Annotated in this window: 11 protein-coding genes; 4 read left to right on the forward strand and 7 right to left on the reverse strand. The window is 65.5% G+C overall.

Annotation, left to right across the window (positions count from 1 at the left end; all coding sequences use genetic code 11):
* Positions 1–9 precede the first annotated feature (9 nt).
* The 3 genes from B9C99_RS18390 to B9C99_RS18400 all read right to left on the reverse strand — a co-directional run bounded on the left by B9C99_RS18390 (position 10) and on the right by B9C99_RS18400 (position 3,594).
* Positions 10–924, reverse strand: a complete 915-nt coding sequence (locus B9C99_RS18390) for an LLM class F420-dependent oxidoreductase (protein WP_253250128.1) — start codon at positions 922–924, stop codon at positions 10–12.
* Between the two features lie 114 nt (positions 925–1,038).
* Positions 1,039–2,505 carry an FAD-dependent oxidoreductase gene (locus tag B9C99_RS18395; protein ID WP_088898860.1) on the reverse strand — a complete coding sequence of 489 codons (1,467 nt, stop codon included), beginning with the start codon at positions 2,503–2,505 and terminating at the stop codon, positions 1,039–1,041.
* 114 nt (positions 2,506–2,619) lie between these two features.
* Complete coding sequence (locus tag B9C99_RS18400; protein WP_088898861.1) at positions 2,620–3,594, reverse strand: alpha/beta hydrolase; 975 nt, start codon at positions 3,592–3,594, stop codon at positions 2,620–2,622.
* Positions 3,595–3,803: 209 nt separating this feature from the next.
* Between B9C99_RS18400 and B9C99_RS18405 the strand changes: the two genes are divergently transcribed.
* Positions 3,804–4,724, forward strand: a complete 921-nt coding sequence (locus B9C99_RS18405) for an alpha/beta hydrolase (protein ID WP_088898862.1) — start codon at positions 3,804–3,806, stop codon at positions 4,722–4,724.
* Between the two features lie 61 nt (positions 4,725–4,785).
* On the opposite strand, the gene B9C99_RS18410 is transcribed toward B9C99_RS18405, so the two are convergent.
* The 3 genes from B9C99_RS18410 to B9C99_RS18420 all read right to left on the reverse strand — a co-directional run bounded on the left by B9C99_RS18410 (position 4,786) and on the right by B9C99_RS18420 (position 7,361).
* Positions 4,786–5,427 carry a Dabb family protein gene (locus B9C99_RS18410; RefSeq protein ID WP_253250122.1) on the reverse strand — a complete coding sequence of 214 codons (642 nt, stop codon included), beginning with the start codon at positions 5,425–5,427 and terminating at the stop codon, positions 4,786–4,788.
* Positions 5,420–5,767: a hypothetical protein gene (locus B9C99_RS18415; protein ID WP_088898864.1), complete on the reverse strand. Its 348-nt coding sequence runs from the start codon at positions 5,765–5,767 to the stop codon at positions 5,420–5,422. The genes B9C99_RS18410 and B9C99_RS18415 overlap by 8 nt, the downstream gene beginning before the upstream one ends.
* 100 nt (positions 5,768–5,867) lie before the next feature.
* Positions 5,868–7,361 carry an MFS transporter gene (locus B9C99_RS18420; protein ID WP_253250123.1) on the reverse strand — a complete coding sequence of 498 codons (1,494 nt, stop codon included), beginning with the start codon at positions 7,359–7,361 and terminating at the stop codon, positions 5,868–5,870.
* Positions 7,362–7,580: 219 nt separating this feature from the next.
* On the opposite strand from B9C99_RS18420, the gene B9C99_RS18425 reads away from it, so the two are divergent.
* Together B9C99_RS18425 and B9C99_RS18430 are read left to right on the forward strand one after the other, a co-directional pair.
* Positions 7,581–9,035 (forward strand): FAD-dependent oxidoreductase, encoded by a 1,455-nt coding sequence (locus B9C99_RS18425; protein WP_088898905.1) that lies wholly within the window; start codon positions 7,581–7,583, stop codon positions 9,033–9,035.
* Between the two features lie 130 nt (positions 9,036–9,165).
* On the forward strand, positions 9,166–10,209 hold the full coding sequence (locus B9C99_RS18430) for a hypothetical protein (protein ID WP_088898866.1): 1,044 nt from the start codon (positions 9,166–9,168) through the stop codon (positions 10,207–10,209).
* A 120-nt stretch (positions 10,210–10,329) separates the two neighbouring features.
* Here B9C99_RS18430 and B9C99_RS18435 read toward each other — a convergent pair whose 3' ends face one another.
* The gene (locus tag B9C99_RS18435) at positions 10,330–10,722 is read right to left on the reverse strand and encodes a VOC family protein (RefSeq protein ID WP_088898867.1); all 393 of its coding nucleotides are present in this window, start codon (positions 10,720–10,722) and stop codon (positions 10,330–10,332) included.
* Positions 10,723–11,017: 295 nt separating this feature from the next.
* Between B9C99_RS18435 and B9C99_RS18440 the strand changes: the two genes are divergently transcribed.
* Positions 11,018–12,262, forward strand: a complete 1,245-nt coding sequence (locus B9C99_RS18440) for an ABC transporter substrate-binding protein (RefSeq protein ID WP_088898868.1) — start codon at positions 11,018–11,020, stop codon at positions 12,260–12,262.
* Positions 12,263–12,266 lie beyond the last annotated feature (4 nt).

A 12,266-nucleotide genomic window follows, 5' to 3' on the forward strand; every position in this document is an offset into this window, starting at 1 on the left:
TCGTCGACGTTATTCGCGTCGTGGTGGATATGGGGTCGCGCTCCCGCGCAGCGGGAGATCCGCGGCGTTCCCGAACGCCTCCCCGTACAGCTCCGTGAGAGCCTCGAGCTGCTCGCAGTAGTGGCCGACCGACTCGGCGGTCACGCCGGCGCCGATGATCGTCGCTCCCGCCGATACGGCGCGATCGAGCCTCCTTCTCGTCCGGTCCGGGTCGCCGATCGGATCCAGACCCGCAGCCGGCAGCACGACCTCGAATCCGGACTGCACCTGTCGCTCGGCCAGCATCGCCTGCACGTCGTCGAACGACAGACCGAAAGGAACCCAGCCGTCTGCCAGTTCGCACGCCCGTCGCAAGGAGCGTGGTGTACGCCCGCCGATCCACAGCGGCACCCGCGGTTGTACCGCGTTCGGTTCCACGACCATGTCGGAGAACTCGAAATACTTTCCGCGATAGGACGGTACGCGCTCGGAGAGTGCGGCACGCAGCGCTGCCAGGGAATCGTCCGCCCGCGCACCACGATCGGTGAAGGGGGCATCGAGCAGATCGAACTCCTCTCGTAGCGTGCCGACGCCGAGGCCCAATATCAGCCGACCTGCGCTGACGGTATCGAGAGTGCCGTAGCGCTTCGCGATCTCCAACGGATGGTGATAGCCGAGCACCAGTACCTGCGTGGCGAGCCGGATCCGTTCGGTCCGTCCCGCCAGGTAGCCGAGTGTCGCCGACGGATCCCAGTACGTTCCGCCACGGACTTCGGCCACAGGCACCGGCACGGCCACGTGTTCGCTGCAGGTGAGGTGATGAAATCCCAAACGGTCGGCGGTCACCGCGATCCGTGCCAGTTCGTCGATCCCGGCGGTTGCTTCCCATTCGTTGCACGCACCCGGAAGTCGCGTGACGATCGGACTGGTGATTCCGATCCGCACCTTCGGATCTCGGTTCGGCACAGGGGCCATGACAGGACACTCCTTCGCAACGTCGTCTCCGGGCAGTCTGCGCGCGGCGGGCGCAGGACGCACGAACCGTCCCGGTCTCCGGACTCAGCCGATACGACGGGCGGCGTGTTCGCCGGCGATGCGGCCGAACACGAACGCATCGGCAATGTGGAAACCGCCGTCCTTGGCCCAACTGAATGTCGAGCTCACCGTGCCTGCGGCATAGAGTCCCTCGATGACCGTGCCGTTCGTGGCGAGGACACGGGCGTGTTCGTCACGACGAGGCCCACCGTTGGTCCACGCCAGCATCGGTCCGCTGCGGTAGGCGTAGAAGGGGGGGTCGAGAAGTGGCACCAGCGTGGCGGCGGAACGCCCGAAGCGCTCGTCCACCCCCGCAGCGCATGCAGCGTTGTACTCCGAGACGCTTTCTGCGAGAGCATCTGCGGGCAGTCCTGTCACCGCGGCAAGCTCTTCCAGCGTGTCGCCGCGTCGTATCCAGCCGGCTTCGATCTCCGTCATGTTGTCGGAGCTCCACCGATAACCGTTCATCAACACGTTCCATCCGACCGGGAGGATGTCGGCCGAGCCGCTGATCGGACCGGCCGACCTCGTCTTCTCGTCGAACACGACCCACATGGGGCGATGCGGATGCAGAACGTACCGCCCGTCGATCAGCGCCTGTCCGTGCCCCGACGGGACGAACTCGTCCACGAATCGACGGCCCGTGTCGTCGACCCAGATCACCCCACGCGAATGGACGAACATCGCGAAGTAGCCGTGGCGGGAGGCCGGGTCGGTGATGCCGTTGACCGCCATCATGTTGTCCATGTGCCACAGATCCGCCCCGACCTCCTGTGCCATACGGAGGCCGTCACCGGTCGCGGCCGTGCTTCCCCACACCGGCACGTCCTCGAGTCCGAGGTGAGTGCGTACCAGTTCGGGGTCGCCTTCGAAGCCACCGGTGGCGAGCACGACGCCGCGCCCGGCGTCGATCCGTTCACCGCCGGCGGTGACGACGCCGGTCACCGAACCTGTGAGCGCGTCGGTCGTCAGGCGCGCAACGGGCGTCTCGTACCGCACGTCGATGCCGCGATCGTGCAATGCCTTCTCCAGGACCGCGAAGAGTCGACCCTGGCCGAGTGTCCCCTCGACACAACGCAATCCTCCGTAGCAGTCGCTCCCGGGCAGCTCGGGATACTCCGCTCCGGCCGCGTTGAAGTGACCGTGCGGCCCCACCTCGACACCGAGCGATTCGACCCATGCGGACACCTCTCGGGTTCCGTGGGACCACGCTCGGACGACGGGCTCGGGCAGGGGCCGATCGTCGCCGCACAGCGCGCGCAGATACACAGCAGCGCGTTCGGGATCGTCGTGATGGAACCAGCCGCTACCCGATACCCGTGTGTTCCCGCCGGCCTCGCCGGGACCGGTCTTCTCCAGTACGACCACTCGGGCACCCGCGTCGTGGGCGGCCAGAGCGGCGGCACAACCGGCGGCACCCATCCCGACCACCACGACGTCCGCGTGTTCGATCTCGTCGTGTTCCACCTGGGATCCGGGTTCTCGGGACATTGCTGCCTCCCTCGGCATCTACGAGCGAACCGGGTTGCGCGCTCGCGGACAAAATACGAGGAGTTTCACGGCTCCGGGACGGTCATGGTCTGCTCACCGGGAGGGTTTCCGGGATCAGGCGATCGGAGCGAACCGTGCGGCGACCAGGGCACCGACCTCCGTCATCGCGGCCCTGGCCCGTGCCAGTGCGTGGGTCTGCATGAAGAATCCGTGCCCGACCCCCGGATAGCGGATGACGGCCGTCGGCACCCCCGCTTCCTGCAGGCGTCGTCCGTAGTCCTCCACACCGTCCCGGAGGGGATCGGCATAGCCGCAGATCACCACCGCAGGAGGGAGCCCACTCAGATCGGTCGCCAGCACCGGGGTTCCGTACTCGTCGTCCTCTGCCGGATCATCGCCCAGATACAGCGATTTCATCCAGTCGATGTCCTCGGCCCTGAGAAAGGGACTGTCGCCGAAGTGGCGCATGGACGGTCGATCACATCGGCGCTCGAGGCCGGGGTACACCAGTACCTGCTGAGCGATCCGGGGCCCGCCTTCGTTGCGGGCCCGGAGAGCTGTGGCCGCGGCCAGCCCGCCGCCGGCGCTGTCTCCGCCCACCCCGATACGGTCCGGATCCAGACCCAGATCGTGAGCGTTGTCGTGTGCCCATCGGAGTGCCGCCCAGGCTTCGTCGTGGGCCACGGGATAGCGGTGTTCGGGGGCGAGTCGGTAGTCGACGTTGATCACCACGGCCCGCGTCGATTCGGCGACCTCGCGCGCGAGCCGGTCGAACGAATCGAGGGTGCCCATGATCATGCCGCCGCCGTGGAACCAGACCAGTGCGGGTGCGTGTCGATCCGGCGCCGAACGAGGGCGGTAGATGCGCACGGGAACGGTGCCGTGGGGTCCGGCGAGTTCCCTGGACTGCACGGAGCGCATGTCGGGGCCGGCGGGCCGGACGATCGACTCGAGGGAGTGGCGGGCTGCTTCGACCCCGGTGTCCCGCAAGGAACCGACGCCTCGCGCGCGGATCGCCTCGACCAGCTTCCTCACGTCGGGGTCGTAGACGTCGTCGGGTGCGGACGTGGCACCGTGCGCGGTGGTCATGATGTCGCTTCCTCCGGGTCTCCGGTCACCGTCGATCGGTGACCGTCGGGTGTGGACTGCTCCTCATCCTCGTGGCCGGGTCCGTCCGAGCGAAGGCTTCGTCCCACTGAAGTGACGTATTTCGGTCGACCGCTGGTCGGGAGATCGGGTTCCGGACCTGTCGCCCCCGGTCTTAGCGTGACCGGACGCACCACATCGAGGAGACCCACATGTCATTGCATCCTGAAGTCGAGTCCATGCTGAAAGCCCTGGATGCGGGCTTTCCGGATGTCACCACGGTTCCGCCCCCGGAACTCCGTGACCTGATCCGCAGTCGTCGTGCACCTCTTCAGCACCTGCCCGCCATGCGGGATGTCCACGACATCACCATCGACGGGCCCGGTGGAGACCTCGCGCTCCGTGTCTATCGGCCCGAGAGTTCCGAGGGCGCGATTCCGGTGGTGGTCTTCGCCCACGGTGGTGGCTTCGTGTTCTGCGATCTCGACAGTCACGACGAGTTCTGCCGTTCGATGGCGGAGGGGGTCGGCGTCGTCGTCGTGTCCGTCGACTACCGACTCGCACCGGAACATCGTGCGCCGGCAGCGCACGAGGACATGTACGCGGCACTCGAATGGGCGGCCGGCAACATCACGACGTACGGGGGAGATCCCACGCGCATCGTGCTCGCAGGTGACAGTGCCGGGGGGAACCTCGCCGCCACCGTCGCCCTCGCAGCGCGCGGCGGTGGGGGGCCTGCAGTGTTCGGCCAGGCGCTGTTCTATCCGGTCATCGACGACGACTTCGACACGGAGTCGTACCGGAAGTACGGGTCGGGGTACTACAACACCACCAAGGCGATGAAGTGGTACTGGGAGCAGTACGCCCCGGACGGCAGGGACGATCCCCGAGTGGTCCCGACGCGGGCCGATTCGCTTGCAGGACTGCCGCAGGCTGTCGTGATCACCGCCGAACTCGATCCACCGTGCTCGTCCGGTGACGATTACGCGCAACGACTCGCGGACGCCGGTGTGGAAGTACGGCATCGACGATTCGACGGTCTCTTCCACGGATTCCTGACGTTCCCGTCGCTGTCGCTGACGGAGCCTGCACGGCAGGAGATCTGGAAGATGATGCGCTCACTGTTCGAGTGACCGCACCCTGCTGAAGACGAGTCCTCGGACCATCACCGATGGTCCGAGGACGTCGTCGTTCTCACTCGATGGCGATGTCGTCGACGGAGCAGAAGGTGTGGCACACCCGTTCGCGGACAATCACTTCCGGACACTCCGGGTCGAACCAGCGGTCGACGATGCTCCAGTGGACCGGATGATTCAGGTACTGGCCCATGAGAGCGTCGTGATCGGTGAACTCCTGCTCCCACACGTGCGTCCATTCGGTACGGCCCACCGAATCCGCTACCCGGCTCAGGCGCCAGGCGACGATCGAGGGGATGTACCCCGGCATCTTCAACAGGTCACCTTCGAACTCCTCGACGGCTTCGACCGAGGCGTCGGGGTCGACCCGCACCAGAAGCGCGCGGTAGACCGTGTGCGGCTCGTCCGGACGTCTGTGCGCCGAGGAGGCCGGATAACCGACTCCGTCCACATACATCGCGGGGGGTGTACGGAGGGTGACGTCGAAATCGCCGATGTGGCGAGCGGCGATCTCTGCGGAAGGAAAACGGAGGTGCACAAGGACATTGCCACCGTTGATCACGCCGGGCAGGGTGGGAGCCACGAAGTGTCCGAGCGTGTCGAGTTCCTTGGCGGCGATCCGAACGGTGTCGACGTATTCGGCGCAGTCCGCAGTGCTGGCGGACTCGTCGAAGTGCACAACTCTGACCACGTTAAACATCGGCAAGTCCTTCGATGTCGGCGGCCTGGGCGGCCATCGTCCGCGAGCGCTCGGTGATGTACTGATCCATATCCGACCACCACAGTCCGAGTTCGGGGTCTCGTCGTCCCTGTCGGGTCATGTTCCACCACGACTTCACGCCGTCGACCGACCACATGATGGTGACCACGTTGGTTTCGTCGTCGGACCAGACCGGAGGACTGACGAGGATCCGGTCGAGTGTCATTCCTCGTCCACGTCCCCCCGGTACGTATTCGGCGATGTATCTGTCGACGAACGTACGTGCACATCCCGGTTTCGTGACCACACGGTCGACCACGAAGATATTCTCGTCTGCCATATCGAGAACCTACGGTCGTCGGGGAGTCCCAGGACGACCGTATCCCGCTTCGCGGGAGGGTTTTCCCGGAGGAACGAACGGGCCCACGCCGGGTGCGCTTTCAGACTGCGGCGCCGGACATGTCGGCGTCGTCCCGGCCGTCGCTCACAGGCGAGTCGACGGCCTGCGCCTGTTGCGGCCGGCCGATGAACAAACAGATCGCCGCCACGATCAGCGAGCACAACACGAACCAGCCGACCGCCAGGTCGAGCGACGCCGATGTCGGCATGGTGGTGTCCGGCACGGTCCACAGCGAGAGCATGACCGACACGATCGCAACGCTGATGGCGGAGAACGCCTGTCGGGCTGTGGCCAGCACTCCGGTCGTGACGCTGGTGACGTCCTCCGGCACGGATTCGATGACGATCTTCGGGTAGCCGGTGTAGGCGAACGCTGTTGCCACAGCGGCAACGACGAAGACGGCGATCATGACGGGCAGCGACTTGTGACCCACGAGAATCAGGAGGTTGGCCACGGCGAACAGAGCTGCTCCGATGAAGAACGCGGTCCGGCCACCCCAGCGCCCTGCGACCATCCCCGCTATCGGGGACGCCGCGAATCCGACGATGGCCCCGATGCCGCCGATGAGACCTGCCACGGTTGCCGGCATGCCGAGTCCGACGGGCATGGAGGTCGGAGCCTGCAGGATCAGGGGAGTGACGATCTGGACGGCTCCGACCGGGCCGAGCGCCAGAACCGCGACGGCGATCAGATTGAGAGTCATCCGCTTGGTTGCCAGTGCCCGGAGATTCACGAGGGGCTCTGCCAGGCGCAACTCCCACACCGTCCACACACTCAGGACGACGAGCCCCCCGATGATGAGGGCGAGAACGCCGAAACCGGCCCAACCCCAGGTCGGTCCCTGCGTGATGCCGTAGAGGAGGGCCACCAGGCCCGGGGTCAGCAGTGCAGCACCCAGATAGTCGAACCGGGGGAGGTCCGTGCGCGTGTGGGTGCCGGGTAGGGCGAACGCTGCGACCACGGACGCCACGACGGCGAGCGCGGCGGCGAAGACGAAGATCATGTGCCAGTCGGCCACATCGAGCAGTACTCCCGCGACGAAATAGCCACCCGATCCGGCCAGCAGGGCCGCGCCGCTGATGTATCCCACAGCGAGGGCCACCTTGCTCGGCGGGAGTGCTTCTCGTGCAAGCCCGTAGCAGAGCGGCAGGATCGCGCCGGCGGCGCCCTGCACACCTCGGCCGAGGATGATCGCGCCCATCGAATCGCCGAAGACGCTGATGACGGAGCCGAGTGTCGACACCATCATCGCGATGATCAGGACCTTCTTGCGGCCGTACATGTCGCCGAGGCGGCCACCCACGAGCGCTGTCGTCGCGGCGACGAGCATGTAGGCGGTCACCGCCCATCCGGTCGTCGAGGCCGGTGCATCGAAGATCTCGCCGAACCGTGGCAGGGCGATGAAGATCATCCCGGCTTCGAAGGCACTCACGCATTCCGCCAGGACCAGGGCAGCGATGACGAAGGTCGTGGACCTGGTCACCACTGCGCTGTCGCGGCGATCATCGGCGGGCGGGGTCGAGGGATCGGACATCCGTTGTCCTCCTGAGACGAGGGTGGTTTCACCGCCCGATGCGGTGAAACGTTCGTTCTTCGTCGGTTCACGCCGATCGAACCGATTCGGGACGAGTGTCGGCGGCACCGCCGTGGATGCGGCGCCCATCGACCGCTGAGCGGGAGACTTCGTCCCATTTGCGCCGGAAGAGTGGGACCGTGCGGCCGAGTGCCCTTCCGCTACTTCGAGGAGAACACGATGTCCGACGATTCCGTGCGTCCCGTACCCGAATCCGAGATCTCGACGTGGGATCTCTCCGCAGACGTCGTTGTCGCCGGCTACGGAATTGCCGGTGTCAGTGCTGCTGTCGAGGCTGCGCGTGTCGGCGCCGACGTCCTCGTCCTCGAGCGGTCCGGCGGTTGGGGCGGCGCAGCATCGATGGCAGGTGGATTCATCTACCTCGGCGGCGGAACACCGTTGCAGAAGGCGTGCGGCTTCGACGACACGGTCGAGAACATGAAGGCATTCATGAAGGCTGCGCTGGGCCCCGCCGTGGACGAAGCAAAGGTCGACGCGTACTGCGAGGGCAGTGTCGACCACTACAACTGGCTGGTCGAAGCCGGGGTTCCGTTCAAGGAGGAGTTCTGGGGCGAGCCCGGCTGGGAGCCGGCGCACGACGAAGGGCTGATGTACTCCGGAGGCGAGAACGCAGCACCGTTCGCGGGCGTGATTCCTCCGGCTCCGCGTGGACATCTACCGAAGATGGACAACAAGAAGACCGGTGAGCGCGGGGGCGGGTACATGCTGATGAAGCCCCTCGCCGAGACAGCCGAGAAACTGGGTGTGAAAGCAGAGTACGACATTCGGGTCCGGACGGTGGTCGTGAACGACGACGGCCGGGTCGTGGGTGTGGTCGCGCGCAGGTACGGCACGACGATCACCATCCGCGCCCACCGCGGTGTCGTGCTCGCAATGGGGAGCTTCGCATTCGACGAGGAGATGGTGCGCGATCACGTGCCGGCCCTCCTCGGGCGGCCCGGATCTGCGATCGACGCTCACGACGGTCGGGCGATCCGGATCGGACAAGCGCTCGGTGCTGCGACGGCGCACATGGATGCTGCCGAGGTCGCCGTCCACACGTCACCTCAGCTCATGGTGCGCGGAATCATCGTCAACGCGCACGGACAGCGGTTCATCACGGAAGACACCTATCCGGGGCGGATCGGGCAGGCGATGCTCTTCCATCAGAACAACGAAGCCTTCCTGATCCTCGATCAACGCGCGTACGACGAGGTGCTGGGAGGGGTGTCGGCCGGTCCGCAACCGACGTGGGTATGTGAAACGGCCGCAGAACTCGAGGCGGAGATGGGCCTCCCTGCCGGAACGCTGACCTCGACACTGAGTGTCTACAACATGCACGCCGAGGACGGATCCGACCCGCTGTTCTCCAAGAACGAGAAATGGGTGCGGCCGATCGGAACGCCGATCGCCGCATTCGACCTGAGAGGTATGACGAGCGGGTTCCCCCTGGGCGGATTGAAGACGGACACGGACTCCCGCGTGCTGCACATCTCGGGAGAGCCGATACCGGGTCTCTTCGCGGCCGGGCGGTGCACCGCAGGCGTCTGTGCCGGCGGTTACGCGAGCGGTGCCAGTCTCGGCGACGGCAGCTTCTTCGGCCGTCGGGCAGGTGCCGCCGCTGCACGTGGGTAGAAGGCAGGCGATCTCGACGGGAAACCCTCCCGCTCTTCGGAATCCGTCAGATTCGATGCGATCGAAAGTGCTTACTGTCACGCGGATCACCGTTCCGCCGGGGCTGATGCCGCGGCAGAGAGGAGCCCCAATGACCACCCTCGAGCGTCATCCGATGATTCCCGTGGCGCCACCGTCCGTGATCGAGAACTTCTACACACCGGAGGAGATCGAGACGATCTTCTCCGTGATCCGGAAGAACGGCCCGTGGCGTCTCATCCTTGCTCATCATTTCTCGTCGACCGAGGAGTATCTCGCGATCTCCGGTGGGAAGGATCGTAAAGCGGACGCGACACTGTCGGACTTCGTCGCACCGGTGTTCCGGGGATTCCTCGGCAACGACGGCGTGGTCTTCTATCCCGAACTACACGACATCTACTTCGGGCGTAAGCTTCTCGACACCGCACGGTCGCTCCACGGAGCGAAGTACGGCATGGTGCACGACCTGCTCTTCAACCTGTGCGGGCCGTCGCACAGCTACGATCCGGGACACTTCGACACTGCTGTGTTCCGCGGCATGGGCTTGTTCAACACGCCGATCTGGCTGTTGGCGATCATGTCGAAATCCGGCCTCTTCGACTCGTGGGAGGTCAAGTCGGCCCAGGTCCTCACGTATTTCAACCGGTCCGATATCGACGGGGGTTTCACGTACTGGCCGGACGGACCGGACGAGGACCCTGCTCGGATCGCGGCCCCGTTCTGGAACACCGCATTCCTCACGGACAACTCCCGGATGTACCACCGCAGAGAATCCAACGGGGCAAGGGATCAGCGTGACTATCCCGAGTTGGACATGACCACCCGATTGCACGCCGTCGGGGACGCGGAGTGGTCGGTCCGCAACGGAGACGAGGAGATCCGCCGTTTCGGCGAGGCCGACATGCGGCTGCTCGTCCACTACACGGCTCTGCTGTTCGACGACATCGACGACGTCCGCCGCTACCAGGACCATACCGACGACCTGACCCCCGACAAGGTCTTCGGCATCCTGATCGACGACATGCGTGCCAAGGGTCATGCCGTCGACGAGCCGGGCGATCCGATGAACGACATGGCGTTCGTGGCGGCATTGACCGAGTTCTACAAGATGGCACCCGGCCGCTATCCGGCGGAAGCTCCTCTCGAAGTGCGATGAGAGCTCGCTCTCCCGTGTCCTGCCCGCGCTGGACACGGGAGAGTGGCGCCGAGGCATGGGTTCGTTGCCGAGTCGCCGTGCCGGCAGCGTGGATGCACCCTGGCTCGGATGGTCGGCTGTCTACAGCTTCTGGGTGATCTCGATGAGGTGTCCCTCGGGATCCTTGACGAAGGCGACGGCGAACCCGAGGTCGGACATCTTCTCGATCGGTGTGTCGACGGTCCCGCCGGCCTCCTCGACCGTACGCACGGTGGCGGCGACGTCGGCCACGTCGAATCCGAGCACGGCCTCTCCCGCCGGGGGAGTGGCTCGCTCGACGTACCGCCACACGATCAGTGAGGAGTCATCACCCCGGTCGCTGGTGAGGATGATCTCCTCCACGGCGTCCTTCCCTTGCCCCACGGTGAGTCGGTTCTTCTCCCTCATGCCGAAAACTGCTGTATAGAAAGCGGCTTCGGTCTCGATGTCGTCGACGAATATCTTCGTGAAAGCGAAACGCGGGGGCTTGCTCATGGATCTCCTTGTCGGACCGGTCCCGGTGATGAAGCAGAAGTTGCACGCGACGAGCGGGGCGAGGAACTCCCGAGTGGAGAATGACGGCAGACGTCGGCAACAGAACTCGCATCTCCCGCTGAACGGACCGCCCGGATGCTCCTCCCGTTGAACGGGAGACCACCGTCCACCGGCCTCGAGCGTGCGCACATAATTCAGCGTCCACGTCGGGGGTGATGCAGATCACTGGGCGAGAAGAAATGTGTCCGGCATCTCGTCCGGTCGGACATCACCATCCTCTGAAGGAGTCCGCGTTATGAATTCGAGCGGTCGGAATCGACAGTTCCGGACGGTTGCGGGAACGAGCGCATTGCTGCTCGCCGGAATGTTCGGCCTCGCAGCATGTGCAAGCGACGAACCGCAGGACGACACAGCGGCGGCGGTCTCATCCACCTCCGCCCTGCCGAGCGACCCGGCGACCGGCGAACCGGTGAAGATCGGTTTCGTCTCGACCGAAGGGGGTGCCGCTGTATCGCTGCCGGAGATGCGTGAGGGAGCCGAGGCCGCGGTCGAGTACCTCAACAACAACGGTGGCGGACTCGCGGGCCGGCCGGTCGATCTCGTCGTCTGCAAGCAGCAGGAGGAGCCCACGTCGGCGACGGCCTGCGCGAACCAGTTCGTCGAACAGCAGGTGGCGGCCGTGCTGTCGCCCGGTACATCGATGGGCCCGGCGATCGTTCCGATCGTCATCGGGGCAGGTATCCCGTACGTCACGCTCAACGGTGTCGCACCGATCGAACTGACCTCACCCGAGGTTGCATCGTTGTCCGCAGGCCTTCCCGGAACACTGACCGCGGCCGCGACGGCAGCGCAGCAGGAAGGGATGTCGACGTTCACGATGTTCGCCAGTGACGGCGGTGGAATCGCGGCGATGATCGACCAGATGGGCAAGCCGATCTTCGAGGGCTTCGGAGTTCGGCTGGACGTGGTTCCGGTCGCTCTGGGCATTCCGGATCCGACCCCCGTGGTGACAGCCGGGCTGGCGGACAACCCCGATGGGGTCAGCTTCATCGGCGACGCCGCCACCTGCACTTCGGTGCTGAAGGCCGTGCAGACGACAGCGCCGACCGTGAAGAAGGTGCTGATCCCGACCTGCCTGGACGAGAACGTGGTCAAGGCGATCGGTATCGACAACGTCAAGGGCAACATCGGAATCACCGCGACGGATGCGCTGTCGGACCGGCCGGACACCGTACTGTTCCGGTCGATTCTCGCCGAGTACGCCCCTGACCTGTCCCCGACGGGATACGGCTCGACCGGCTACCAGACCGTGATGGCTCTTGCCGGCGCAACGGACGGCATCACCGGGGAGGTCGACGCGGCATCCATCCGTGAGGCACTTCGGACCAGTGAGAACGTCGAGATGCCGGCCGGCGGAGGAATCACCTTCACCTGCAACGGAACCGCATTCCCGATGATGCCGTCGATCTGCTCGTCGCAGATGCTGATCGGTGAGATCGACGATCAGGGTATTCCCGTCGACCTCACGGTCACGGGCTGACGGA

It is taken from the genome of Rhodococcus sp. BUPNP1, assembly GCF_002215235.1.
Taxonomy (GTDB): Bacteria; Actinomycetota; Actinomycetes; order Mycobacteriales; family Mycobacteriaceae; genus Rhodococcus.

Excerpts from the sequence above, each read along its gene's own strand:
- B9C99_RS18395 (WP_088898860.1), bottom strand. The coding sequence starts at position 2,505 with ATGTCCCGAGAACCCGGATCCCAGGTGGAACACGACGAGATCGAACAC.
- B9C99_RS18400 (WP_088898861.1), bottom strand. The coding sequence starts at position 3,594 with ATGACCACCGCGCACGGTGCCACGTCCGCACCCGACGACGTCTACGAC.
- B9C99_RS18405 (WP_088898862.1), top strand. The coding sequence starts at position 3,804 with ATGTCATTGCATCCTGAAGTCGAGTCCATGCTGAAAGCCCTGGATGCG.
- B9C99_RS18410 (WP_253250122.1), bottom strand. The coding sequence starts at position 5,427 with ATGTTTAACGTGGTCAGAGTTGTGCACTTCGACGAGTCCGCCAGCACT.
- B9C99_RS18415 (WP_088898864.1), bottom strand. The coding sequence starts at position 5,767 with ATGGCAGACGAGAATATCTTCGTGGTCGACCGTGTGGTCACGAAACCG.
- B9C99_RS18420 (WP_253250123.1), bottom strand. The coding sequence starts at position 7,361 with ATGTCCGATCCCTCGACCCCGCCCGCCGATGATCGCCGCGACAGCGCA.
- B9C99_RS18425 (WP_088898905.1), top strand. The coding sequence starts at position 7,581 with ATGTCCGACGATTCCGTGCGTCCCGTACCCGAATCCGAGATCTCGACG.
- B9C99_RS18430 (WP_088898866.1), top strand. The coding sequence starts at position 9,166 with ATGACCACCCTCGAGCGTCATCCGATGATTCCCGTGGCGCCACCGTCC.
- B9C99_RS18435 (WP_088898867.1), bottom strand. The coding sequence starts at position 10,722 with ATGAGCAAGCCCCCGCGTTTCGCTTTCACGAAGATATTCGTCGACGAC.
- B9C99_RS18440 (WP_088898868.1), top strand. The coding sequence starts at position 11,018 with ATGAATTCGAGCGGTCGGAATCGACAGTTCCGGACGGTTGCGGGAACG.